This is a genomic window from Streptosporangium album (assembly GCF_014203795.1).
Classification (GTDB): domain Bacteria; phylum Actinomycetota; class Actinomycetes; order Streptosporangiales; family Streptosporangiaceae; genus Streptosporangium; species Streptosporangium album.
The window spans coordinates 15739-40544 of the sequence record NZ_JACHJU010000007.1 but is presented as its reverse complement, the minus strand read 5'-3'; the positions used below and the strand labels follow the sequence as shown (position 1 = coordinate 40544).

Here is a 24806-nt window from a genome sequence, read left to right as displayed (position 1 = left end):
ACGCATTTTGTCGGTGGTGATCTCTACTGTCCGGCGCATGACGAACGCGACGCAGGCGTACTCCTACGCCGGACCCTCCACGCTTTCGGAAGGCCACCTGGGACTGTCGACGTCCGGAGGCCGGACGGCCACGGGCTTCACCGACCACCCCCGGTTCTTCAGTGGCCTCCTCACCCAGGCCGCGCCGGCCGCGGCGGGCCTGCTGGCGGTCGCCGACGTGGCGCTGGCGCGCTACCACCGGCCGCAGCCGGGGTTCACCCGCGACCCGGTGGTGACCTGCGGCGGCGACCGCCTCCGGTTCGAGTCGTTCTCCGCCTGCGGCGGCGTCTACTCCCGGCTGGACGTGCTGGGCCCCGCCCTCGACGGCGAGGTGTTCGACCGGGGCACCACCAACGTGGACGTGAACAACCCGCTACGCGAGGCGCTGGCCAGGGTCGGCGGCCGCGACCCGCTGCACGTGGGGGTCGGTCCCGACGAGGTGACGGTGACCACGCTCGACGGCGCGGTGGTGGAGAAGAAGGTGCCGCTGCCCGCCCGGTGGCTGCGCGGCTTCGCCGAGGTCCAGGTGATCGCAGCCGGGTTCGACCTGCGGGCCGAGCTGTCCGGTCCGCAGGCCGTACGGTTCCTGCGCGGACTGCCCAGGAGGGCGTCGGCCGAGGTGTGGGCGGTGCCGGCCGGCGGGGACCTGCGGGTGTCGGACCGGGAGGTGCCAGGCGGGGTCCACCTGGCCGGGGTCGGGCGGCTGGCCACCATGATGCCGCTGCTCAGGTTCGTCAAGGCCCTGCGCGTGTACGGCCCGGCGGACGGTTCCGGGGCCGGCGCGGTGGAGCTGGAGCTGCCCGGCATGCGCTACACCCTCGCACTGTCCCCGCAGACCTGGCGGGGCTTCTCCGGGGAGGGCGCGGTCCTCGACGACCTCTCCGGCGACCAGGTGGCCGGAGACGCCGACCTCGTCGGCGTCCTGCTCAACTTCGAGCCCACCCTGGAGCTCGGCGTGCTCGCCGCGCGTTCCGGCCTCACCCCCCAGCGGGTGCGGGCCGCCCTCACCCAGCTCGGCACGGCCGGCCGGGTCGGCTACGACCTCGCCGAGGCCTCACACTTCCACCGCGAACTGCCCTACGACCGCGACCACGTCGCCGCGCTGAACCCCCGGCTCACCTCCGCCCGCAGACTGGTCGAGCAGGGAGCCGTCCGGCTGACCGGTCCCGACTCCGCCGAGGTGACCACCGGCGGCGGCGTCCGCGCCGTCCGGCTGGAGTCCGGATCGTGCACCTGCCCGTGGTGGTACGACCACCACGGCTCGCGCGGCCCCTGCAAGCACGTGCTCGCCGCCCGCATCGCCGCCCGGGACCTCCCCGGCGGGGAGACCTCCCCCACGGCGCGGGACCTCCCCGTCCAGGAGACCTCCCGATGACCGTCTGGGACGAGGTCCGCGACCTCGTCGACGCCGGTGACCTCGACAAGCTGACGGCCCGACTCGCCGGACTCGACGACGCGGGCAGGCAGGAGGTCGCCCACGAGCTGCCCGGACACCTCAAGTCTGTGCGCCGCAGGCTGGATCCCTGGGAGGACCTGGGCGACTGGGCCGAACCGATGCGCGTGGCGGGCGCGGGCTCGCTCGGCGGTGCGGCCGCGGTCGCCACCTGGCTCAACCGGCGCGACTTCGCGATCTCCGAATGGGAGACGCCCGGCGACACCGACGCGCTCATCGAAGTGATCTCCGCGCGGGAGCCGCAGTGGCAGGCCGACCTGGTCACCCGGCTCGCGCTACGGCTCCGAAACCGGCGCTCTCCGGGCGCGCCACTGGTCCTGACCCTGCTCCGCCGTACCGGAGCGCCGCCGCCCGAGCACGATCCGCTCGTGGTCGCCTGGGTCTCCGACCGGCCCAGTGCGGGCAGGCTCCGCACGGACCCGCTGCTCCACACCCTGCTGCCGAGGATCTTCGAGGCGCAGGGCGTGGGCCGCGCCCTGCGCGAGGAGCGGAGCAGCCCGCTGAGTGCCGACTCCTGGCTCGGCGCGCTCGCCGTGCTCAGCAGCGAGGGCACGGTCCGGCGCGAGACGCTGCTGGACGGCTGCGTCAGCCGCTTCCTGCGCGGGGGAGACACCCAGGACCTGAGGTTCTTCGCCCGGCTCCACGAGGTGCTCGACCCCACCTACACCGAGGTGGAGTCCCGCGCCCGCGACTACCTGCGCCTGCTGCCGGCCGCGCCCGGCCCGGTCGCCGAGCTGTCACTCAGGCACCTGCGCCGCCTGGACCACCTCGACCCGGACGACGTGACCGAGGCCATGGAAGGCCTGCTGTTCAGAGCCGAGGGCGGCCTGGTGCGGGCCGGGCTCACCTGGCTGGACCAGTTCGTACGGCAGGCGCCGGAAAGGGCCGACGGACTGGCCCCGGCTCTGGCGTCGGCGCTCGGCAACGAGGCGTACGCCGTACAGGAACGGGCCGTACGGCTGGCCGTCAGACACGCCCGGCACCTGACCCCGCTGGGGGCCGAGACCCTGCGTGACAGGCTCGCCACGCTCCCTGCGGACCTGGGTGCGCGACTGGCCGCAGCGGTCGGCGGAGAGGCCGGTCCGGAGGAGGAGCCCGAGGCGTTCACCCCGGCCGTGCTCGCCGTACCGGAGCCGGCGGAGCCCCTTCCCGAGCCGCCCGGCACGGTCGCGGAATTCGCGAACACGCGGTGGAACGGCGACTGGCAGTCGAAGGAGAGCCGGCTGGCGGCCTTCGTCAGGCTCGCGACCGAGGACCGCGAAGGGCTGCGCACGGCGGTCGCCCCGCTCGTCCGCCGTGCCTCCGAGCTCTACGGCCGCGAGGACTGGTACTCCACCCAGGACTGGTTCGCCGCGATGGCGGCGGAGCTGGTCTCCCCGGGCGCCGATCCCGGACCACCGGTCGAGGAGCCTCCGGCCTTCGATCCCGATGCCTTCCGGCGCAGCGTCGCGGACGGCATCGGCATCAGCGGCCCGAACGGCGAGCGGTTGTCCTTCGAGGAGCTTCCCGCCGGGATGCAGGACAGCATCATCCGGAGCATCATGGGCTCCGGAGAGGACGAGGCCGGCCCGGAGCAACCGGAGCGGGCCGATGCCGAGCCCGGTGCGGACGGGCCCGAGAAGGACCAGGGCCCTGGAAACCTCAGCTCCGACATGGCGGCGGAGGAGGGGGACGGCGCTGGGGCCGACGGGGAGGATCCGGGGGAGGACGGGACCGAATACCTGATCAGCTTCGGCTGGTTCGGCCGTAACCCGTTCGGATCGCGTCGCAGGACCCGGGAGGCCCGGTCCGACCGGCTGCCCCTGAAGCGTTCGGTCTCGCCGCCGCACCGTTTCCTGCTGCGACGGTACGCCGAGGTGCTCGCCGCGCTCAAGGCCGATGCCCTTCCGCCCCTCCTGCTCGCCACCCCGACCTGCCCCACCGGCCATCTCGATCCGGCCGAGCTCCTGACCCGGCTGGAGGCCGTCGAAGCCGCCGGGATCGAGCCGCTGCCCGCCGACTTCCAGCAGGCACTGCTCCGGCTGCCGGGAGACGCGGCCCCCGAGGTCGTCGCCAGGGCCGGCAGGCTCACCTCGGAGGCCGGGCGCCGGGCGGCGCGCTGGCTGGAGGACGGCCCGGTCGAGCCGGAGACCGGTGTCCGCTGGAAGTACACCGAGGGCACGTACGAGTACGACGCGGGCGAGCGGAGACCACGTGCCGCCTCCCACGTGAGACCAACCCCGCACCTGCGGGCGGAGCCGACCGGTCTGGAGTTCGTCGACGAGCTGTTCGGTGAGGTCCCGGACCGTAACTGGGGGGGAGCACGGAGGCCAGATGGCGTGGTGGCCCGCCGTCCTGCCGGCCAACCGTGACGTGGTCGCCGCCCACTACCTCCCTCACCTGTTCACCTCGTGGGACCGGCCGGAGGTCCGGCCGTTCTATGTCGAGACGCTCGCGGCGGCCGGCGGACCGGCGGGTGAGCCGATGGCTCTGCTGCTGGCCTCCTTCCTGACCCGGCAGACCCCGGACTACCGGGGACGGCAGGATCCGGAAGAGGGCGTACGGCTGTTGCTGCTGATGGCGGCCAGGGGCGATCTGCCCGAGGCCGCGCTCGGCAGGCAGATCGCCCTGCTGACCAGATGCACCGAGCTGAAACTGTCCCAGGCCACGGTCCGGCTGCAGGCGGCGGCCAGGCTGGGCGCCCACCGGGAGGTCTGGGCGGTGATCCGGGCGGCGCTCCCCCACCTGCTGCCCGGGGCGGGGGAGAGACCGGCGGGCGGCGTGGCCGATCTCGTCGCCCTGGGCGTCACGGTCGCCCGCTGGGCCGGGGCGAGGGGGGAGATCCCCGCGCTGACCCCGTTGGCGGGCCGCAGGTCCTCCAGCGCCTTCGCCCGCGAGTGCCGCCGCCTGCACGGGCTGCTGACCTCAGCGGAGACCGGGGGGTGACCGCAGACGTTTTACGCGGATGCCGTGCATCGGGCTGCCGTCAACCAACGCCTCACCAGTCCCGGACGGCTGTGGCTGCGGGCCCGATTGAACCGATCAAGCGGGATTGACGTCTCAGCGTCATGAAACTTGTCCGTCGGGTCGGCATCGCCCCGCCGGGCTAGGTGCGGGAAGCCGGCCTGCCGATTGCGTGCACCTCGCGTCCTCCCGGAGGAAGATCAACACCTCTGTCACGGAGAGGACGCCTGCCGGAAGCTTGCTTACCACGGTCCTCGCGGGGCGATTCCCCGATGCCGATCCGGCGCCCTCGTCCCGGCGGGGTTGGGATGGGTGCCCTCTGGTCGGGGAAGTCCGAGGCCGCGGAGGGGGCGCGGCGCAGGGCGCGGGCGGTCCACGGATCGGTGCCCGGGGCGCGTCCCACGCCCAGGTCGATACGGCCCGGATGCAGCGTGGCCAGGGTGCCGAACTGCTCGGCCACCACCACCAGCGGCGGGTGGTTGGGCAGCATGATGCCGCCCGATCCGATGTGCACCCGGGAGGTGACCGCGGCGACCTGTCCCACCGGCACCGCGGTGGCGGAACTCGCCACCGCGGGCATGTTGTGGTGCTCGGCCATCCAGTAACGGCTCTAACCCCACTGAGCTAGTTCCATCCTGTCCTCGCAGGTCGGAGGGGGTGGCCTGGCGGTGTTGAGTGTGCTCTCTCCTGGTAGACGGCTGGGATCATGGGTCTCGATCGTCCGCCGGGGGCAAATGTGGATCTTCCGGCTTTCGTCTGCGCTGCCCGGCCTGGGGTCGTTATCGTCCGTGTCCTGGTGATCTCGCCAGGTAATCGTTGTCTTGTCGGCCGGGGGAAGCCATGTCGTCGCCGCTGCTGGAGCGCATCACCATGCGCCTGGTCGCGCTGGGCACGCACGCCGATCGGTTGCGCGAGCAACTGGCCGAGACCGAAGACGAGATGGACCGGCTGCGTGTGGCCGAGCAGGTGGTCAAGGAACTCCTCGCCGACGATCCCGCCGAGCAGCTCAACGCACCCGGCGAGCCCGGCGGTGAGCCGACGCCGTTCTACCAGGTGATGCTCACCCCAGCCCAGGCAGCAGAGCAGGCCTCCCAGGGGATAGAGCTGCGCCCCATACCCGTACCCGTACCCGCGTCCGTGCCCGTGCCCGGCGGTTTGCTGATCCCGCACCGTCACCACGCTGCCGGCACTGATGAGCTGCCCGCCGACTACCAGGCGCTACTGGCCGCGGTACGCGCCGCCGACGGCCCCCTCATCTGCAAGGCGATCTGCGCCCAGCTCAGCCTTTCCACCGAATCGGGGCAGGTCGAAGGCGTGCGGGCCAAGCTGAACCGGCTGGCCGAGCGGGGCTGGCTGCGCAAGACCCCCAGCGGCGCGTTCGCCCCCTGACCTCGGGCGGCCCACTGCGCCCACTGCCGCTTCCCGCAGCCCCTGGCCAGGCCCTGCCCGGGTGAAACATCCCGAGCGTGTCCCCGGCGGGGGCCTGGCGGCGTGTGACCACAACCAAAACCACGACATCGACAACGTCGAAGGCTTCGACGTCCGCCGAAGACACGCCCTCGCCTGTCTACTCCTGCATGCTGCCGCTGTCCACCCAAACCCTCACCTTCCTGGCCGACCTGCTGCGCGCTCATCTCAAGACCATCGGCTCGCGCTGGCGGAAACTGCCCGCCGGGAAGATCGCCACCATCGTGCTGGCCGTCTTACGCCATGACCAGCGCCTGGCCGACATGGCCGGCGCCAACAACGTCTCGGCCTCCACCGTGCGACGCTGGATGCTGGAGACCGTCGAACTGCTCGCCGCCCGCGCACCCCGCCTGGACCGCGCCCTGAAGAAGATCGCCAAAGCCGGTGGTGAGGTCGTCCTGCTGGATGGCACCCTGATCCGCACCCGCCGCCGCACCGGAGCCGACAACCGCAGGAACTACTCGGGCAAGCACAAGGCCCACGGGCTGCTCGTGGTGGCGCTCACCGACACCCGCGGCAACCTGCTGTGGGTCTCCGCCGTCCGGCCTGGTCGCGCATCGGAGATCACCACCGCCCGGCACAACCGCCTCACCGCCCGCCTGCGCAAGGCCGGGCTGGGCGCTATCGCCGACCTCGGCTTCGTCGGCCTGGACGACGATGACGACAATCCGGTCATCATCACCGGCCGCAAAGCCACCCGCGGCAGGCCCCTCACCCCCGCGCAAAAGCAGGTCAACCGGCTCATCAGCGCCGAACGCGCCCCCGTCGAGCACGGCTTCGCCACGTTGAAGGCCTGGCGCATCCTCACCAAGCTCCGCCTGGACGCCATCCACGTCACCAAGCTGCTCCGCGCGCTGATGGTCCTGGCCATCACCGAACACACCCGCTGACCGATGATCACCCACCATGATCAGTACCCACCACCAGCCAGAGCATGCCCTCAACGGATCACACCAGGCCCCTGACCAGCAACTTCAAGTTGGAACGATCTCACTCGTCCGCCCTGCGGGCGAGGTCGATGGTGTGGTGCAGTGCGTCGGCCGGGGTCTCTCCCTTGGGAATGGGGGCCAGGTCGAGGATGGAAAGGGGGACGTCCCTGGGGTGGCTCATCTTCGACACCCCCGGTGATCACGGCCCCTCCGCTTCGGTCCCTGCGAAAGGTCCGGTACGAGTGAGGCGGGTGGGCGCCGGCCGCCGCCGGGACGCTGTGACAACCCCGGAAAACGAAGAGGCACAGTGCCGATCCGTGAAGTGGTGGAGACCGGCGGCGGACGCGATCGCGGCGAAATATGGCGCAATGTTCACTTATCGACCACAGTACTCCGCAGGTCGGAGCGGGCGGCGTCCGCGAAGTGCATCATCGGCCCAGGATCTCCAGGTAGTGCCGGTTGTACATGATGCCCAGCACGTTGCCGAACGGGTCGGCCACCGCGGCGGTGACGAAACCGGGGCCGCGCTCGGTGAGCGGCATGTACGGCGTGGCCCCCATGGACAGCAGCCGGTCCAGGGTGGCCTGCACGTCGTCGACGTGCCAATGGATGACCGCGCCTCCGGGGGTGGCGGGCGCGCCCGGCGGGGCGTAACGCCGGTCGACGAGGCCGAGTTCGGCCTGGTAGTCGCCGATCCTGAACTCGTAGTAGGCGGCCGGCTGCCCGTTGCCAGGGCGCTCGAAGTACGGCTCGACGCCCAGCAGTTCGGCGTACCACTTCTTGGCCGCCTCCAGGTCGTCGGCCCAGAAGTTGGTGGTGGCCGGTCCTCGCAACATGTGGTGCTCCCTTCGCCGCCGGAGATCCGGCGGCTTCCGTTCCGGTCGATGTCTCCAACCGTAAGAGGCCAATAGGTCGGTGAGCGTCCTATTAGTGATGGCATGATGAACTCATGCGTGATCCATCTGGCCGACTGCTGCAACTGCTGTCCTTGCTCCAGACTCCGCGTGAGTGGCCGGGCGTCGAGCTCGCCGGCCGTCTCGGCGTCACCCCTCGTACCATCCGCCGCGATGTCGACCGGCTGCGTGAACTCGGCTATCCGGTCCACGCCACCCAGGGCAACACCGGCGGCTACCGGCTGACCGCCGGGGCGGCCATGCCACCGCTGCTGCTCGACGACGACGAGGCGATCGCCATCGCCATCGGCCTGCGCACCGCGGCCACCGCGGCCATCACCGGCATCGAGGACACCTCGCTACGCGCCCTGGCCAAACTGGAACAGGTCCTCCCCGTACGGCTGCGCCACCGGGTGACAGCGCTGTCGGACGCGGCCGTCGTCCTGCCGCCACGGGACGGCCCGGCCGCCGACGCCGACACCCTGGCCGCGTTCGCCGCCGCCTGCGCGACCCACGAAAAGGTCCGCTTCGCCTACACCAAGGCACACGGCGAGATGGCACGGCGGCTGGTGGAGCCGCATCAGCTGGTGGCCTCGGGCCACCTCTGGTACCTGGTGGCCTACGACGAGGACCGGGCCGCGTGGCGCTCCTTCCGCGTGGACCGGATCAGCGAGGTCCACCGCACCGGCGTCCGCGTTCCCGGCCGCGAACTGCCCGGCGGTGTCGACACCAGGACCTGGGTGACCCAGGCGATGCCGTCCCGCAACGTCCGGGCCCGATTGCTGCTGCACGTGCCCATCGAACAGGCCGTCGAAAACGTCCCCGCCTGGCAGGGGACCCTGGAGCCGGTCGACCACCGCTCGTGCCGGCTGCACACCCACCCCGACTCCCCGCGGTACCTGGCCTACCGCATCACGCTCCTGTCCGTCGACTACACCCTCCTCGACCCTCCGGAGCTGGCCGGGCACCTCCGCGCGATCGCCGAACGGGCGGGCCGCGCCATCCGCGCGTTCACCGACACAAGCCAGGAGTGAGGCCTCGTTCCCGGTGCCCTCCGGGAAAGCCCGTGCCCTACGGCGTCACCCCGTACATCATCGCTGTCAGCCGAGTCCGTGCCCGACGGTGGTGTCGACGTGGTCGGGAATCGCCTGGCGCCGCCCGCCGTCTCAGAGGCGTGTCCCCGGTGACAGCGGGGTGAGGTCGAGGCGCCCGTCGTCGCAGACCGTGGCCGTGAAGGGGATCTCCAGGTGGGCGACCTCGTCAGGCGGGACGACCATCAGCCGTGCGGAGACCGGGCACCTGGTCTCGTCGCCGGTGGGCACCTGAGTCCAGTGGATCCTGGCGTGGGCGCCGGCTCCCGGACGCAGGGTCACCCGGTGCGGCTGGACCTTCTCCCTGCGTGTCCTGGTGCGCAGGGCGTCGCCGTTGCGGTCGATCATGATCAGACCGGCGAAGCCGTACACCCAGCAGGTCTGGGCGGACCTGTTGGTGATCACCAGCGGTGCGTACCGCTGTCCCGCACCCGCGTCCATCGGGCCCATGCGGGCCGCGAGGGCTCCGGTCAGGCAGCGGCCGACCGCGGTGGCCTCCGTGGAGGAACCGGTGCCCCCGGCTGCCGAGGCGGCGCTCACGAACCGGATGTTCCCGCTCGCGACCGGTGAGCCCGCGGCCCCGGCCGGAGGGGTGTTCTGCCTGGAGGGCACTGAGGAGGCGCACACGACCGACGCCGTCAGCACACCTGCCATCACCGCGGAGAGTGCCGGGAGGCGCCCGGCGCCGTTGAGTCGTTTCATACTCCGTTGGACGCGTGCCGGGCGGGTTATGTTCGCGGGCACGGTTCCGTGACCCGACGGGTGCGGCATCAGGACGGACCCGGGAGCGGGAAGGCGGTCCCTTGTTCACAGGTAGAGGCCGACGGTCTCCTGCGCGGTGGCCGGGCGGTCGGCCGTGCCGTCGCGCAGCGCGAACAGCTCGGCGAGGGTGGCGCCCGAAGAGGGGACGCCCTCGGTGGTGCCGAGCCAGCGGGCCGCCTCGTCGTGGGGGAGGGCTCCCACCTCGATCTGGGCCAGGCAGCGGCCAGGGCGGACCACGGCCGGGTGGAGACGGGTCAGGTCCTCGTTGGTGGTGATGGCGACCAGCACGTCACGGCCCTGACCGAGCAGGCCGTCGGTCAGGTTGAGCAGCCGGGACAGGCCCTGGCCCACCGCCTCCTTGGCCCCGGACCTGATCAGTTCGTCGCAGTCCTCCAGGACGAGGAGCCGCCACCTCCCGCCGCCCTCGTTCTCGTCGTCGGAGTCCGTGTCGGACCCGACCGCCACCTCCATCAGGTAACCGGGGGAGCCGAAGAGCTGCTCCGGGTCGAGCACGCAGTCGACCTGGCACCACGACCGCCATTCCCGGGCGAGCGTGCGCAGAAGCGTGGTCTTGCCGGTGCCGGGCGGGCCGTGCAGCAGGACCAGGCGGCCGTGCACCTCGGCGGGCGCGACGGACATGAGCTTGGACAGCCGCCCGTGCAGTGAGCCGGCGTAGTTGCCGCCGATGTCCGCCCACGGGGCGGCGGTGATCGGCTTGCTCGAACGGCGGGCGCCGCGGGGGCCCTGCCACCAGAAACCCATCTCGACGTGATCGTTCTCAGGAGCGGGGTCCACCGCGTCCTTGGTGATCTCCTCGATCACCGAGCGGGCGAGTTCCTCGCTGACCGCGCTCACGCTGACCGTGGCGGCCCGGTTGCGGAACCGGACCACGCGCAGTGTCCAGCCCTCCCCGCACACCAGCCGGGAGTCGCGACCGTCCTCCTCCACCGCGGCCCGCGCGAGGGTTCCCGCCGACGGCATCAGCGAGGCCTCGGGGCGGACACGCTCCAGCTCCCTGGTCCGCGACCAGGGCTGCGCGCCCGTCACGAACGGCGACAGCGCGAGGGCGTCGATCGCGTCGACGGCCACGTCGCCGTCGTCGAGATGGACCTGCATCGCCAGTTCGGCCGGACGTGGCTCCGGTGTGAAATGGACCCCCTTGAGTACGGACATGCCAGTAATGATCCCTTTTGCGGCCCAGAAGGGCGACAGGTTTTGGAACGCCCCGGGGCGGGCTCAGGCGAGGGGCCTGCGGCGGCGGGTACGGGTCACCTCGATCGGGTCGATGTCGGCGGTCCACCGTTCGGCGAGCGCCAGGGTCGGCTCGCGGCCGTCGGCGACGTGACGGAGCGCGCAGGCGGCCGCCCGGTCCGCGTCGCCGTCCGCGATCGCCGCGTAAAGCTCCTCGTGTTCGGCGCACTGCCGGCCGGGATCGCGGTCGGAGGTGAGGTGGAACAACCGTCTGAGCTGGGCGTCGAGCGGGCGCATCAGTGTGCCGAGCAGCGCGTTGCCGGACAGTCTCACGATCTCGGAGTGGAATCCGGCGTTGGCCGTCACGATGTCCCGCCGGTCGTCCCGCCGTACGGCGTCGCGGGCGCGGACGATGCACTCTCGCAGCCGTGCGAGGCCGTCGGCGTCGGCCTGTCCGGCGGCGAGTCGCGCGGCGAGCACCTCCAGACTCTCGCGCACGTCGAACAGGTCGCGGATGTCGGCCGGGGTGAACGGGCTGACCAGTGCGCCCCTGTTGGGCACGATCACCACCAGACCCTCGGCGGACAGCAGGCGCAGCGCCTCGCGGAGCGGGATGCGGGAGACGTCGAGTTCGGCGGCGAGGTCGCGCTCCACCAGTCGCTGGCCCGGACGCAGTTCCACCTCGACGATGCGCCACTTGAGCGTCTCGTAGACCCGGTCGCGCAGCGCGCTCACCGCTCACCTCTCTTTCGACCTCCTCCCGGCTCTCGTGGAGCCGGGATCTCCACGTCGCCGGCGTACCACCCCATGGGACGCGTACGGCTCCACGGAGTGGACCAGAGCTCAGCCTAACTTGCCCAGTTAGTGGTATACCACTAACTTTGGCGGCGTCATCGTGGATGAGGAGGACAAGACCGTGACCGAACTGCTGCTGCGCGACGCTCGGATCTGGGGCCGTGAGGGCTCCGTCGACCTGCTGGTCCGGGACGGGCGGATCGCCGAGCTCCGCGAGCTCCGCGAGCTCCGCGAGCCCGGCCGGGGGGACACCGGCGGCCATGTGGAGGAGCTGGGCGGCAAGCTCGTGCTTCCCGGATTCGTCGACGGCCACGCGCACCTGGACAAGACGCTCTGGGGCGGACCCTGGGTGCCGCACGACGCGGCTCCCGGCCTGATGGGCAAGATCCGCAACGGTCAGGAGCGGCGGCCGGAGTTCGGCGTCCCCAGCGCCGACTACGTGACAGCGCTGCTGGAGAACATGATCGTCTGCGGCACCACGCACGTCCGCTCCCACGTGGACGTCGACCCGCTGGTCGGTCTGGGCTCGGTCGAGGCGGTCCGCGACGCCGTAGCGCGGCACGGTGGCCGGATCTCCGCGGAGCTCGTCGCCTTCCCGCAGGCCGGAATGCTGATCAGTCCCGGCACCGAGGCACTGCTGGAGGAGGCGCTGAAGGCCGGGGTCGAGTCGATCGGCGGCCTCGATCCGGCAGGGGTGGACCGGGACCCGGTCAGGCACCTGGACGCCGTCTTCGCCCTGGCCGAGCGGTACGGGGCGGGAGTCGACATCCACCTGCACGACGGCGGCACGCTCGGCGCCTGGCAGTTCGAGCTCATCATCGAGCGGACCAGGGCCCTGGGCCTCAACGGCAAGGTCACCATCAGCCACGGCTTCGCTCTCGGCGACGCCGACCCCGCCACCCGGGACAGGCTGATCGCCGGCCTGGCCGAGGCCGGGGTCGCTCTGGCCTCGGTCGCTCCGAGCAGGGGCGTCCTGCCGCTACGGCTGCTCCGTGAGGCGGGGGTCCCGATGACGCTCGGCAACGACGGCGTCCGCGACCTGTGGAGCCCGTTCGGCACCGGCGACATGCTGGAGCGGGCACTGTTCCAGGCCAAGGGCACCGGCCCGCGCGACGAGGACGTCGAGCTCGCCCTGGACGCCGCGACCTACGGCGGCGCCCGCGCTCTCGCGCTGCGGGACTACGGCCTGGCCGTGGGCGACCACGCCGACCTCGTGGTGGTCGACGCCCGCAACGCGGCCGAGGCCGTGTGCGTGCGTCCGCGCCGGTCCCTGGTCGTCAAGTCCGGCCGGATCGTCGCCCGTGAGGGTGATCTGGTCCGTTGACCCGGCCTCCGCGACGCCGCTCGCCTCGATCACCGAGACGGTGACGCCAAGCCTGCCTCGTAGGCGATGATGACGAGCTGGACCCGGTCCCGGGCGTCAAGCTTGGCGAGCAGCCGTGTCACATACGCCTTGACGGTGGCGACGCTGATGACCAGGTCGGCGGCGATCTCGGTGTTGGACATACCGCGTCCGATGAGGGTCAGCACCTCGCGTTCGCGTGCGGTGACGCCGTCGAGCCTACGGCGGTGCGGGACGGGGGCGGCCCGTCCCGCGAACTCCTCGATCAGGCGGCGGGTGACACTCGGCGCGATCAGGGCGTCGCCGGCGGCGACCACGCGGACCGCCGCGAGGATGTCGTCCAGAGCCATGTCCTTGACGAGGAATCCGGACGCGCCGGCGCGCAGCGCGCCGTAGACGTGGTCGTCGTCATCGAACGTGGTCAGGACAATGACGCGCGCCGTGCCGGGACCCGCGGTGATCAGCCGGGTGGCCTCGATGCCGTCCATGCCGGGCATGCGGATGTCCATCACCACAACGTCGGGGTGGAGGTCCTCGGTGAGCTGGACCGCTTCCGCGCCGGTTCCGGCCTCCCCGACGAGTTCGAGGCCGGGGGCGTCGGCGATGACCATCTGCAGAGCGGCGCGGATCAGCGGCTGGTCATCGGCCAGTACGACGCGGACGGTCATCGGACTCCTGCCGGTACGGGCAGGCGGGCCGCTACTCGGAAGCCGCCTTCGGGACACGGTTCGGCGGAGAAGGTTCCGTGCAGCAGGCCGACCCGCTCGCGCATCCCGACCAGGCCGTATCCGCTCCCCCCGGCGCGGCCGTATCCGCTCCCCCCGGCGCGGCCGCGGCCGGGCCCGCTGTCGAGGATCTCGATGGACAGCTCCTCATCCCGGTAGCCGATGGACACCCGGCAGGAGGGGGCGCCGGCGTGGCGCACCACGTTGGTGACCGCCTCCTGAATGATGCGGTAGGCCGACATGTCGATGTCCGGGGGCAGCGGACGCCGCTCGCCCCGCCACCGCACGTCGACGCGGACGCCGGCCTCTGCCGTCGTCGCGGCCAGCCGGTCGACGTCGGCCAGGCCGAGCTCCGGATCGAGCGGCGCCGCCTGTGGTGCCTGTCCCGGTCCGGCCTGGCGGAGTGCGCCGAGCACCCGGCGCAGCCCTGACAACGTCTCCCGGCCGGCCGTCTCGATCTCGCCCAGCGCGTCGCGCGCCCGTATCGGCTGCGTGTCGATGACCCGCCGTGCCGCACCGGCCTGCAGGGCGATGATGCCGATGCTGTGCGCGACCATGTCGTGCAGCTCGCGCGCGATCCGGAGCCGTTCGTCGGTGATCGCCTGGGCCGCGGCCTGGGCGCTCAGTCTCTGGGCGTACTCGTGGGCCTGGTGCACCGAATTGCCGATCAGCCAGGCGATGACGGCCGTCATGGCCACGGCCAGTTCCGCCGAGGTTCCGACGTTCCAGCCGAACAGCAGCCGGGTGGTGAGGTAGCCGGCGAGCACGGCGAGCGCCAGGGCGACGGCGATGATCCCGGTCCGGTGCGGCCGGGTGGCCGCGATGAAGTACAGCGCGACGTCGACCGCCAGGAACTGAGCCAGGGGGATCTCCCCCACACCCAGGGGGAGCGACGCGATGGCCGAGGCGGCGAGCAACAGGGCCAGAGCCGGCAGCGGCCGACGGCGCAGCAGAGCGCTGCCGGCCAGCACCAGGGCAGTGGCCACCGCCAGGAACGCCAAACCGTCCCACTGGTGGAGAAAGAGCCCGGCACGCTCGGTGGGCTGCCACTCACCGGGCAGCCGGACACGCATGAGGAACGTGAACGCCAGGCCCGCACACCAGGCCAGGGCCGTCCAGACGCCGGGCGGCACACGCTTCAGCAGCGGTAGCGGTGGTGTGACGTGCATGTTCAGAGCGTAGCGGCGTGCTCTTCGCCCGAGCATCGGACCACGGGTGTACACCCACGGTCTACCGGCGCTCCGGCGAATGCCACCAGCGGTCCGATGCGGCGTGGGTGCGGCCTGCGGCACCTTCGGTCGGGTGATTGAAGTCAACGAACCCCGCCTGCGCCGCACCCTGCTCGCCGCGCTCATCGCCGCTTCGGTGGTGGTGCCGGTGACGGGTGCGGCCCGCCCTGCGGCCGTCCCAGCGCCTGTCCCCGCCACCCCGGCCCCGCTGCGGGTCGCGACCCCCGCGGCTCTGGCCGAGCGGTACGCCGCCAGCCGGGAGGGCATGGGGGCGGCTGAGCGGATGGCCGCGGGTCATGGTGATCGGTGGCGGGCCGCGATGCTGCGCGCCATGGCGGACCCGGCACGCACCTTCCTGTCCTTCGACGGCCGCGACGGCGGCCGCGCCGCCGAGGTCTTCGGCGACCTGTCGGCGGCCGAGCGGATCGCCGTGCTGGTCCCCGGCGCCGACACCGACCTCGACAGGTACGGCCTCCTGCGAGGTGGCTCGATGAGGCTGCGGCAGGAACTCGGCGACCGGTCCGCCGTCATCGCCTGGCTCGGCTACCGGGCACCCAGAACCGTGAGCCTCCAGGCGCTGACACCCGGCCGCGCCGACGAGGCCGCCCCCCGCCTGCGCACGTTCGTGCGGGAGCTGGGCGCGGTCAAGCCCGCGGCCCGGATCTCCGTCATGTGCCACTCCTACGGGAGCGTGGTCTGCGGGCGGGCCGCGCCCGGGCTGGACGTCTCCGACATCATCCTGTACGCCAGTGCCGGCACCGGCGTCGACACCGCCGCGCAACTGCACACCCGGGCCACCGTCTGGGCCGGCCGGGGCGCCGGCGATTGGATCGCCGACGTGCCGCACGCGCAGCTCCGCCTCCCCTTCGCCGCCGTCGGGTTCGGGACCGATCCGGTCTCGCCGGAGTTCGGCGCCCGAGTCTTCGCGGCAGGCGACGGCGGCCACAGCGACTATTTGAGGCCCGGCGTGGCCCTGGAGAACATCGCCCGGATCGTCTCCGGACAGGCGCCTTCCACGGTGGGCCGTGGTGCGTGACCTCATCCGGCGTATCGATGTGGCGACTCCGGCCGGCCGCGACCGTGCCGTCGACGCGTTGCGCGCCATGGCCATCCTGGGTGTGGTGCTCGGCCACTGGCTGGTGACGGCCCTGGTCGCCGACAGCGGCACGGTGCGCGTCGCCAGCCCCCTCCGACACATGCCCCAGCTCGCCCCCGTTTCCTGGCTGTTGCAGACGATGGCGGTCTTCTTCCTGGTGGGCGGGCAGATGGCGGCCAGCGGTCACACCAACGCCCGCGATCGGGGCCAGACTTACCTGCGGTGGCTCGCCACCCGCATGGCCCGGCTGTTTCGGCCGGTCACCGTCGTGCTGGCAGTGTGGAGCGCGGTGGCGGCCGCGCTGCTCGCGTCCGGGGCCGACCTGGACACCGTGCGCGCCCTGGTCAAACTGGTGCTGTCGCCGATGTGGTTCCTGCTGGTCTTCGCGGTGCTGACGGCGGCGACCCCGCTGGCCGCCAAACTGCACCCGCTGTGGCCACTCGTCACCGTCGCGCTCGTCGACCTGGTCCGCTACGGCCTTGGCGGGCCCGCCTGGCTCGGCTGGACCAACCTGGCGGCCGGCTGGCTGGTCCCGTACTGCCTGGGCGCGGCCTGGGCCCGCGGCGACCTGCGCAGCCGTACGACCGGGTGGGCGCTGCTGCTCGGCGGCGCCGCCGCCACCGCCGCACTCGTCCTGTGGGCCGGCTACCCGGCCGCCATGGTCGGAGTGCCCGGCGCCCCGATCTCCAACCAATCCCCGCCCACCCTCGCAGCCGTCGCCTTCGGCCTCACCCAGTGCGGGGCGGCCCTGCTCCTGCTCGGCCCGCTGCGCCGGGTGCTGCGCCGCCCCGCCGCCTGGGCTGTCGTGGCGCTGGTCAACCTCTCCGCGATGACGATCTTCCTCTGGCACCAGACCGCCCTGATCGCGGTCACCGCGATCGGCCTGCTCGCCGATGGCCCGCTGACCGGCCTGCACACCGTCCCCGACGACCCCGGCTGGCTGCTCGCCCGCCTGGCGTGGCTGCCGGCGTTCGCGCTGGCACTGCTGGTGTGCTGGGCCGCGTTCCGCGCTTATGAGCGGAGACGGCCCGGAAAGCGTGGCCGCGCCAGGATCGGCGGAGGTCGTCGTGGCGGGCCGGGAACGGCCGCAGTCGCCTGCGGATCAGCTCTTGGCCAGGTCGCCGTCGTAGGAGGTGCCGAAGCCGAGGCCGTCGACCCAGTGATAGGCGAGGGCGTCCCCTCTGCGGGTGAGGGTCAGCGTGCCGGGGACGCAGTCGTCGGGCCTGTCCGGCCTCAGGTCGAAGGTGAGCGCCGTCCCGGTGGCCCCGGTGAGATCGAGGACGGCGGCGCAGCCCGAGGTCGGCTCCTCCCAGGTCCCGGAGCCCTTGCCGGCGACAAGGCCGATCGTCACATCGTGCTCCTCGAGGCCGAACGCGATGCTGGGCTTGATGTGCCCCGTCCAGGTTCCGGCGAAGGCGGCGGGGATCTTCGAGCCCCCCGCGGCGGGCGGCCGGGGGGTGCCGGTCTCGGCGGGCGGCCGGACGGTTCCGGTCTCGACCGGTTCCGGGCTGGTGGAGGGGGTGCCGGGAGAGCCGGTGACCTGGGCTGATGTCGGCGTGGCCGTGCTCTGGGCGACCATGGCCGGGCGGTCGCCGAGGAAGATCCAGGCGGCGACTCCGGCGGCGATCACAAGTGACGCCCCCGCGAGACCCGTGCCGACGACGATCCCGCGACGGCGTCGCGCGGAGGCCTGCGTGGTCAGGCTGGACCGGCCGGGGCCGGTGAGCCCCGGATCGGCGGCGATCCGGCTGCCGGCCCTGGCAAGCTCCCCGGTGGAGGGCGGGCTCTGGCCTCCCGGATCCACGAGGCTGACCATCAGGGCGCGGGCCGTGGGGCGGCCGGCTGGGTCCTTGTTCAGGCAGGCGGCGACGAGCGGGACGAACCTGGCGGGCAGCGCGGACAGGTCCGGCTGGTGGTTGAGGATCCGATGCAGCACGGCGGGCAGGGTGTCGGCCCCGAACGGCGACAGGCCGCTGGCGGCGCACACCATGGTGGCCGCCCAGGCGAACACGTCGGAGGCCGGCGAGGCCGGGGAGCCGGCGATCTGCTCGGGGGAGAGGTAGGCGGGGGTGCCGATCAGGCCGGAGGTCATCGTGGCCGCGCCCTCCGCCCTGGCGATGCCGAAGTCGACCACCCTCGGCCCGTCCGGGCCCAGCAGCACGTTGGCGGGCTTGAAGTCGCGGTGCACGACCCCGGCCGCGTGGATCGCCGCCAACGCGGTGGCCGTGCCGACCAGCAGCCGCTCCAACTCCCCGCCGTGCAACGGCCCGCGCTCCCGGATCCGCTCCTGCAGGGAGGGGCCGTCCACGAACTCGCTCACCACGTAGGGCTGGGGCCCGTCCACCGACGCGTCCAGCACGCGCGCCGTACAGAAAGGCGCGACGCTCTCCAGCGCCGACAGCTCGCGCGACAGCCGCGTCCGCCACTCGGGGTCCGCCCGGAACAGGGCCTTGACCGCGACGGGTTCACCGCTGGGCGTGTGTGCGAGGTAGACGACGCCCTGGCCGCCCTCGCCGAGCCTTCCGGCCAGCCGGAAGGCGCCGAGCCGGAGCGGATCGTCGGGCGTCAGGGGGGTCGCGACCATGAGGCAAGGCTATCCACGCCTGACCCGCATGGGCGGTTTTCGGAGCATGGGAGCGGTCTGCCGGATAGGCGCGGTCCGTTGCGTCCGCGGTGTCGCCGGACCTGGCAAGGTGCGCCGGCCGGGTCCTCCCGGCCGGCCTGGGCCGGCCTCATGGACAGGCGCGCCTCGGGGCCGAGACCTTGACGATGCTTCGTGATGGTTTGGATGCTTATTTCATGGAAAGTTGACGGCATGTTTTCCCGCTCGACCACTGCCTGAAGCCGGACCACGCAATGATTTGTTAACAGATCAGTTGGCAAAGTGCTCCATGTAGCGATGTGTCACCCATTACGCTCCGGTAGGCCCCTGTCACCCGAACCGTGGAGAAGCACCGTGGCCATCGATCTTGTTACCCGTCAGGAGTGGGGAGCTCGCCAGCCGCGGGGTTCCTACAGCCGGCTCAGCTCCACCAAGGGTGTGAAGGTCCACTACACCGGAGGTCAGGTCAGCCCCGGCATCGTCAACGACCACGCCAGATGCGTGGCCCTGGTCAGATCCATCCAGAGCCAGCACATGGACGGCAACGGCTGGATGGACATCGGCTATTCAATGGTCGCGTGTCCGCACCAGAAGGTGTTCGAGGGCCGCGGGCCCGGCCACCTTCCCGCCGCGAACGGCTCCGGGCTCAACAGCGGCCACTACGCCGTGCTCGGCCTGGTCGGCTCGTCCGGCCTCACCCAGCCGACCGACAAGATTCTGGACGCCATCCTCGACGCGGTCGAATACCTCCGGGACAAGGGGGGCGCGGGCCGTGAGATCAAGGGCCACCGGGACGGCTACGCCACCGACTGCCCCGGCGGGCCGCTGTACGCCTGGGTGAAACGGGGCGCGCCCCGGCCCGGCGGAGGCCCCGCCGACCCGCCCGAGCCGCACCCCTCCTTCCCCGGCCGCGTCCTCAAGTATCCGCCGGTCATGATCGGTGAGGACGTCCGCACCTGGCAGCGGCAGATGAGTGACCGCGGCTGGAGCATCGACGTCGACGGCATGTACGGCGAGGCGTCCCGGGATGTCTGCCGCGCCTTCCAACGGGAGAAGGGACTGGCCGCCACCGGCGCCGTCGACCGCGTCACCTGGCAGGCCGCCTGGGAGGAACCCGTCACCTGACCGGTCTGCGAGGCCGCGCCGTCGGGGCACCCCGCAGGGACGTTCCCCGACGACACCGCTTACTATCCGGTGCATGACGGTGCCGCCTGAGGAACTTCGACCGGCCGCCGACTTCCCGCCGACCACGCGGGAACGGTGGCGTGAGCTGGCGCTCGGCGTCCTGCGGAAGTCCGGAGTCGAGACCGGCTCCCCCGAGGAGGCCCTGGCCTCGACCACCTACGACGGTGTGACCATCGCACCGCTCTACGACGCCTCGGACCTCCCGGGTGATCCCGGCCTGCCGGGAGCGGCTCCCTACATCCGCGGCTCCCGCCCGGAGAGCGGTGGCTGGGACGTGCGGCAGCGGCACGAGGTGGCCGACCCCGAGGCGGTCATCGCCGACCTGGAGAACGGCGTCACCTCGCTCTGGCTCGCCCTGGAGCCCGAGGACCTGCCCCGGGTCCTGGAACGGGTCCACCTCGAGCTGATCTCGATCACCCTGGACGCGGGAGAGCGGACCCGCGAGGCGGCTGAGGCACTGTTCGCGGTGGCTGAGGAGAAGGCGACCGGCGGGGATGCGGGCGTCGCGTTCTCCGGTCACCCCGGCACCGACCCGCCGCCCGCCCCCGAGATCGCTCCCCGGCTCGCCGGCAACCTGGGCGCGGATCCGCTCCGCGACCCGGAGACCGCGATCGAGCTGGCCCGGCGCTGCGCCCGGGAGTTCCCCGGGCTGCGGGCGATCGTGGTGGACGGCACGCCGTACCACGACGCGGGCGGCAGCGACGCCGAGGAACTCGGCTGCTCCATCGCGGCCGGGGTCGCGGCCCTGCGGACCCTGACCGGCGCCGGTCTCACCGTGGAGGAGGCGTTCGGGCAGCTGGAGTTCCGCTACGCGGCCACCGCCGACCAGTTCCTCACCATCGCCAAGCTCCGCGCCGCGCGCAGGCTCTGGGCGCGCGTCGCCGAGGTGTGCGGGGCCGGTGCGCCCGGGGCGGGGCAGCGGCAGCACGCGGTGACCAGCTCGGCCATGATGACCGCCCGCGACCCGTGGGTGAACATGCTCCGCACCACGCTCGCCTGCTTCGCCGCCGGCACCGGCGGCGCCGACGCGGTGACCGTGCAGCCGTTCGACGTCCGGCTCGGCCTGCCGGACGCCTTCGCCCGCCGCATCGCGCGCAACACCCACGCCCTGCTCGTCGAGGAGGCCGGCGTGGCGCGGGTGACCGACCCGGCGGGTGGCTCCTGGTACGTGGAGCGGCTCACCGAGGACCTGGCGACCAAGTCCTGGGAGTGGTTCCAGGAGATCGAGCGCGCGGGTGGCATGGCCACGGCTCTGGAGACGGGGCTCGTCGCCGGCCGGACCGCCGCCACCTGGGAGCGGCGGGCGGCCAACATCGCCCACCGCCGTGATCCCCTCACCGGGGTCAGCGAGTTCCCCAACCTCGGCGAGAGACCTCCCACCCGCCCGCCGCACCCCCGGGACGTCCAGGGGAGGCACTACGCCGAGGAGTTCGAGGCGCTGCGCGACCTGGCCGACGCCCAGGAGAGCAGGCCGGGCGTGTTCCTGGCGACCATCGGCCCGGCGGCCGCCTACACGGCCAGGGCGTCGTTCGCCGCCAACCTGTTCCAGGCGGGGGGCATCGCCGCCGTGACCGCCGGATCCGGCGTGGACCCCGGTGGGGCCGCCGGATCCGGCGTGGACCCGGCCCGGATCGCCGCCGCGTTCACCGCGAGCGGCGCGCGGGTCGCGTGCCTGTGCTCCAGCGACCGGCTGTACGGCGAGCACGCCGGAGCCGTGGCCGCCGCGTTGAGAGACGCGGGGGCGAGAAAGATCTGGCTCGCGGGGAAGGGAGAGTTCGCGGGCGTGGACGGCAACCTCTACACCGGGTGCGACGCGCTCGGCGTGCTCCGCACGACCTTCGACGACCTGGAGGTGGCTCGATGATTCCCGACTTCTCCGGAATCGGTCTCACGGGCGAGCCGGCGACTCCGGACCCGGCCGGATGGGCGCGCGCCGTACGGGAGGCCACCGGGAAGGACCCGGCGGAACTCGTCTGGGAGACTCCCGAGGGGATCGGGGTCAAGCCGCTCTACACGGCCGACGACCTGGACGGGCTGGACTTCCTGGACACCTACCCGGGTGCCGCCCCCTACCTGCGCGGGCCGTACCCGACCATGTACGTCAACCAGCCGTGGACCATCCGGCAGTACGCCGGGTTCTCCACCGCCGAGGAGTCCAACGCCTTTTACCGGCGCAACCTGGCCGCCGGGCAGAAGGGCCTGTCGGTCGCCTTCGACCTGGCCACGCACCGTGGCTACGACTCCGACCACCCGCGCGTGGCCGGGGACGTCGGTATGGCCGGGGTGGCGATCGACTCCATCTACGACATGCGGCAGCTCTTCGACGGGATCCCCCTCGACCGGATGAGCGTGTCGATGACCATGAACGGCGCGGTGCTCCCGGTGCTCGCGCTCTACATCGTGGCCGCCGAGGAGCAGGGGGTGGCGCCCGAGCAACTCGCGGGGACCATCCAGAACGACATCCTCAAGGAGTTCATGGTCCGCAACACCTACATCTACCCGCCCGGCCCGTCGATGCGGATCATCTCCGACATCTTCTCCTACACCAGCGAGCGGATGCCGAAGTTCAACTCGATCTCGATCTCCGGCTACCACATCCAGGAGGCCGGGGCCACGTGTGACCTGGAGCTGGCCTACACCCTCGCCGACGGGGTGGAGTATCTGCGGGCGGGAGTCGAGGCGGGCCTGGACATCGACGCCTTCGCGCCCCGGCTGTCGTTCTTCTGGTGCATCGGCATGAACTTCTTCATGGAGGTCGCCAAGCTGCGGGCCGCCCGGCTGCTCTGGGCGCGGCTGGTGTCCGGGGCCGGGGCGAAGAACCCCAAGTCGCTGTCGCTGCGCACCCACTCGCAGACCTCCGGCTGGTCGCTGACGGCACAGGACGTGTTCAACAACGTCGTGCGCACCTGCGTCGAGGCGATGGCCGCCACCCAGGGCCACACCCAGTCGCTGCACACCAACGCCCTCGACGAGGCTCTGGCGCTGCCCACCGACTTCTCCGCCCGGATCGCCCGCAACACCCAGCTCCTGCTCCAGCAGGAGTCCGGCACCTGCCGGGTGATCGACCCCTGGGGCGGCTCGTACTACGTCGAGCGGCTCACCCACGAGCTGGCCCGCCGGGCGTGGGGGCACATCGAGGAGGTCGAGGCGGCGGGAGGCATGGCCAGGGCGATCGGCCAGGGCCTGCCCAAGCTCCGCATCGAGGAGGCCGCCGCCCGCACCCAGGCGCGCATCGACACGGGGACCCAGCCGGTCATCGGCGTCAACAAGTACCGGACCGACGCCGACGAGGTCATCGACGTGCTCAAGGTCGACAACTCCTCCGTCCGCGCCCAGCAGCTCGACAAGCTCCGCCGCCTGCGTGCCGAACGTGACGCCGACCAGGTGGCCCGGGCGCTGGAGGCGCTGACCAAGGGGGCGGCGGGCGACGGCAACCTGCTCGCGCTGTCCATCGAGGCGGCCCGGGCCAAGGCCACGGTCGGGGAGATCTCCGACGCCCTGGAGCAGGTGTTCGGGCGGCACGCCGGCCAGGTCCGTACGATCTCCGGGGTGTACCGCGAGGAGGTGGGATCCGGCGTGGACGAGGTCCGTACGGCGTGCGCCGCGTTCGAGCGACTGGAGGGCCGACGGCCGCGGATCCTGGTCGCCAAGATGGGGCAGGACGGGCACGACCGGGGCCAGAAGGTGATCGCCACCGCCTTCGCCGACCTCGGCTTCGACGTCGACGTCGGCGCGCTGTTCCAGACGCCCGAGGAGGTCGCCCGCCAGGCGGTCGAGGCCGACGTGCACGTGGTGGGGGTCTCCTCGCTGGCCGCCGGGCACCTGACGCTGGTGCCCGCCCTCCGCGAGGCGCTCGCGGAGCTGGGCGCCGGCGACGTCATGATCGTGGTGGGCGGCGTCATCCCGCCGGGCGACTTCGAGGAGCTGCGCGCCGCCGGAGCAGCCGCCATCTTCCCGCCCGGCACCGTCATCGCCGACGCCGCCCGGGAGCTGCTCGGCGATCTGCTCACCCGGCTGGGCCATGACGCGGACGCTTGAGGACTACGTCGGCGGGGTGAAGGAGGGCTCCCGGACGTGGATCGCGCGGGCGATCACGCTGGTGGAGTCCTCCAGGGCCGACCACCGGGAGCTGGCCCAGCGGATGCTGGCCGAGCTGACCCCGCTCACCGGGAGGGCGCGCCGGGTCGGCATCACCGGCGTGCCCGGCGTCGGCAAGTCCACCTTCATCGACACCCTCGGCACGCGCCTGACCGGGCAGGGCCACCGGGTGGCGGTGCTCGCCGTCGACCCGTCGTCCACCAGGACGGGCGGCAGCATCCTCGGTGACAAGACCAGGATGTCCCGCCTGGCCGCCGACCCGGCCGCCTTCATCCGCCCCTCGCCCACCTCGGGCACCCTGGGCGGGGTCGCCAGGGCGACCCGCGAGGCCATGGTCGTGGTGGAGGCGGCGGGATACGACATCGTGCTGGTGGAGACCGTCGGTGTCGGCCAGTCGGAGACCACCGTCGCCGACATGGTGGACACCTTCCTGCTGCTCGCCCTGGCCAGGACCGGTGACCAGCTTCAGGGCATCAAGAAGGGTGTGCTGGAGCTGGCCGACGTGATCGCGGTCAACAAGGCCGACGGCCCGCACGAGGTGGACGCCCGGAAGGCGGCCAGGGAGCTGGCGGGGGCACTCCGCCTGCTCCGCTCCGAGCGGACGGTGCCGGTGCTGACCTGCAGCGGCCAGGAGGGAACCGGTCTGGAGGAGCTCTGGGGGCAGATCGTCACCCACCAGGACCGCATGGTCGTCTCCGGCGAGCTGGCCGCCCGCCGCCGCCGCCAGCAGGTCGGCTGGACGTGGGCGCTGGTGACCGAGCGGCTGCTGGCCGGCCTGCGCGAGCATCCCGGGGTCGCGGCGATCGCCGCCGACGTCGAGCGGGACGTCCAGGCCGGGGTCCTGCCCCCCTCTCTGGCCGCCGAGCGGATCCTGGCGGCTTTCACCGTCTGATTTCCAGGCTCAACGAAAATGGCCGGATCCGGCCAAACGGGATACGCTAACGATTGCTATGACTACATAGCGTG

Annotated in this window: 20 protein-coding genes and 1 pseudogene; 13 read left to right on the top strand and 8 right to left on the bottom strand. The window is 72.3% G+C overall.

Annotated features, from left to right (window positions below; all coding sequences use genetic code 11):
• Window positions 1–37: 37 nt before the first annotated feature.
• Genes FHR32_RS40880 through FHR32_RS40870 form a run of 3 tightly spaced genes read left to right on the top strand, consistent with a single transcriptional unit; the run spans window position 38 to window position 4417 of the window.
• The gene (locus tag FHR32_RS40880; RefSeq protein ID WP_184759976.1) at window positions 38–1414 is read left to right on the top strand and encodes an SWIM zinc finger family protein; all 1377 of its coding nucleotides are present in this window, start codon (window positions 38–40) and stop codon (window positions 1412–1414) included.
• Window positions 1411–3843 carry a DUF6493 family protein gene (locus tag FHR32_RS40875; protein WP_184759975.1) on the top strand — a complete coding sequence of 811 codons (2433 nt, stop codon included), beginning with the start codon at window positions 1411–1413 and terminating at the stop codon, window positions 3841–3843. Before FHR32_RS40880 ends, FHR32_RS40875 begins: the two co-directional genes overlap by 4 nt.
• Entirely contained in the window at window positions 3806–4417 is a 612-nt protein-coding gene (locus FHR32_RS40870) for a hypothetical protein (protein WP_184759974.1), read from the top strand. Before FHR32_RS40875 ends, FHR32_RS40870 begins: the two co-directional genes overlap by 38 nt.
• Window positions 4418–4577: 160 nt before the next feature.
• Here FHR32_RS40870 and FHR32_RS47595 read toward each other — a convergent pair whose 3' ends face one another.
• Window positions 4578–5033: an LLM class flavin-dependent oxidoreductase gene (locus FHR32_RS47595; RefSeq protein WP_184759973.1), complete on the bottom strand. Its 456-nt coding sequence runs from the start codon at window positions 5031–5033 to the stop codon at window positions 4578–4580.
• 242 nt (window positions 5034–5275) lie between these two features.
• Between FHR32_RS47595 and FHR32_RS40860 the strand changes: the two genes are divergently transcribed.
• Both FHR32_RS40860 and FHR32_RS40855 read left to right on the top strand, forming a co-directional pair.
• Window positions 5276–5824, top strand: coding sequence for a hypothetical protein (locus FHR32_RS40860; RefSeq protein ID WP_184753076.1), 549 nt, complete (start codon window positions 5276–5278; stop codon window positions 5822–5824).
• A gap of 188 nt (window positions 5825–6012) precedes the next feature.
• Window positions 6013–6792, top strand: a complete 780-nt coding sequence (locus FHR32_RS40855) for a transposase family protein (protein WP_184753144.1) — start codon at window positions 6013–6015, stop codon at window positions 6790–6792.
• Between the two features lie 467 nt (window positions 6793–7259).
• Here the strand turns inward: FHR32_RS40855 and FHR32_RS40850 are convergent, their stop codons facing one another.
• A complete protein-coding gene (locus FHR32_RS40850) occupies window positions 7260–7667 on the bottom strand; it encodes a VOC family protein (RefSeq protein ID WP_184759972.1) in 408 nt (135 codons plus the stop codon).
• Window positions 7668–7780: 113 nt separating this feature from the next.
• Here FHR32_RS40850 and FHR32_RS40845 point away from each other — a divergent pair, with 113 nt between their 5' ends.
• Window positions 7781–8758 carry a helix-turn-helix transcriptional regulator gene (locus FHR32_RS40845; RefSeq protein WP_184759971.1) on the top strand — a complete coding sequence of 326 codons (978 nt, stop codon included), beginning with the start codon at window positions 7781–7783 and terminating at the stop codon, window positions 8756–8758.
• A gap of 132 nt (window positions 8759–8890) precedes the next feature.
• Here the strand turns inward: FHR32_RS40845 and FHR32_RS40840 are convergent, their stop codons facing one another.
• The 3 genes from FHR32_RS40840 to FHR32_RS40830 form a co-directional block, all read right to left on the bottom strand.
• Window positions 8891–9517 carry a DUF4232 domain-containing protein gene (locus FHR32_RS40840; RefSeq protein WP_184759970.1) on the bottom strand — a complete coding sequence of 209 codons (627 nt, stop codon included), beginning with the start codon at window positions 9515–9517 and terminating at the stop codon, window positions 8891–8893.
• A 105-nt stretch (window positions 9518–9622) separates the two neighbouring features.
• Window positions 9623–10750 (bottom strand): DUF5925 domain-containing protein, encoded by a 1128-nt coding sequence (locus FHR32_RS40835; RefSeq protein ID WP_184759969.1) that lies wholly within the window; start codon window positions 10748–10750, stop codon window positions 9623–9625.
• A gap of 63 nt (window positions 10751–10813) precedes the next feature.
• Window positions 10814–11503: a GntR family transcriptional regulator gene (locus FHR32_RS40830; RefSeq protein WP_184759968.1), complete on the bottom strand. Its 690-nt coding sequence runs from the start codon at window positions 11501–11503 to the stop codon at window positions 10814–10816.
• A 181-nt stretch (window positions 11504–11684) separates the two neighbouring features.
• Here FHR32_RS40830 and FHR32_RS40825 point away from each other — a divergent pair, with 181 nt between their 5' ends.
• The gene (locus FHR32_RS40825) at window positions 11685–12887 is read left to right on the top strand and encodes an amidohydrolase (RefSeq protein ID WP_184759967.1); all 1203 of its coding nucleotides are present in this window, start codon (window positions 11685–11687) and stop codon (window positions 12885–12887) included.
• A gap of 29 nt (window positions 12888–12916) precedes the next feature.
• Here FHR32_RS40825 and FHR32_RS40820 read toward each other — a convergent pair whose 3' ends face one another.
• A complete protein-coding gene (locus FHR32_RS40820) occupies window positions 12917–13573 on the bottom strand; it encodes a response regulator (protein ID WP_184759966.1) in 657 nt (218 codons plus the stop codon).
• Window positions 13570–14799 carry a sensor histidine kinase gene (locus FHR32_RS40815; protein ID WP_184759965.1) on the bottom strand — a complete coding sequence of 410 codons (1230 nt, stop codon included), beginning with the start codon at window positions 14797–14799 and terminating at the stop codon, window positions 13570–13572. The genes FHR32_RS40820 and FHR32_RS40815 overlap by 4 nt, the downstream gene beginning before the upstream one ends.
• A 133-nt stretch (window positions 14800–14932) precedes the next feature.
• Between FHR32_RS40815 and FHR32_RS40810 the strand changes: the two genes are divergently transcribed.
• Together FHR32_RS40810 and FHR32_RS46465 are read left to right on the top strand one after the other, a co-directional pair.
• Window positions 14933–15895 (top strand): alpha/beta hydrolase, encoded by a 963-nt coding sequence (locus tag FHR32_RS40810; protein ID WP_312882937.1) that lies wholly within the window; start codon window positions 14933–14935, stop codon window positions 15893–15895.
• Window positions 15885–16949 (top strand): annotated as a pseudogene (locus FHR32_RS46465) (acyltransferase family protein); the annotation flags it as partial. The gene FHR32_RS40810 and the pseudogene FHR32_RS46465, both read left to right, overlap by 11 nt.
• A 108-nt stretch (window positions 16950–17057) precedes the next feature.
• Here FHR32_RS46465 and FHR32_RS46460 read toward each other — a convergent pair.
• Complete coding sequence (locus FHR32_RS46460) at window positions 17058–18539, bottom strand: serine/threonine-protein kinase (protein WP_281391220.1); 1482 nt, start codon at window positions 18537–18539, stop codon at window positions 17058–17060.
• A 372-nt stretch (window positions 18540–18911) separates the two neighbouring features.
• Here FHR32_RS46460 and FHR32_RS47050 point away from each other — a divergent pair, with 372 nt between their 5' ends.
• The 4 genes from FHR32_RS47050 (at window position 18912) to meaB (ending at window position 24732) form a co-directional block, all read left to right on the top strand.
• On the top strand, window positions 18912–19682 hold the full coding sequence (locus FHR32_RS47050; protein ID WP_184759962.1) for a peptidoglycan recognition protein family protein: 771 nt from the start codon (window positions 18912–18914) through the stop codon (window positions 19680–19682).
• 73 nt (window positions 19683–19755) lie between these two features.
• A complete protein-coding gene (locus FHR32_RS40795) occupies window positions 19756–21606 on the top strand; it encodes a methylmalonyl-CoA mutase family protein (RefSeq protein ID WP_184759961.1) in 1851 nt (616 codons plus the stop codon).
• A complete protein-coding gene (scpA, locus tag FHR32_RS40790; RefSeq protein ID WP_184759960.1) occupies window positions 21603–23780 on the top strand; it encodes a methylmalonyl-CoA mutase in 2178 nt (725 codons plus the stop codon). The genes FHR32_RS40795 and scpA overlap by 4 nt, the downstream gene beginning before the upstream one ends.
• Window positions 23764–24732 (top strand): methylmalonyl Co-A mutase-associated GTPase MeaB, encoded by a 969-nt coding sequence (gene meaB, locus FHR32_RS40785; RefSeq protein ID WP_184759959.1) that lies wholly within the window; start codon window positions 23764–23766, stop codon window positions 24730–24732. Before scpA ends, meaB begins: the two co-directional genes overlap by 17 nt.
• The last annotated feature ends 74 nt before the right edge of the window (window positions 24733–24806 follow it).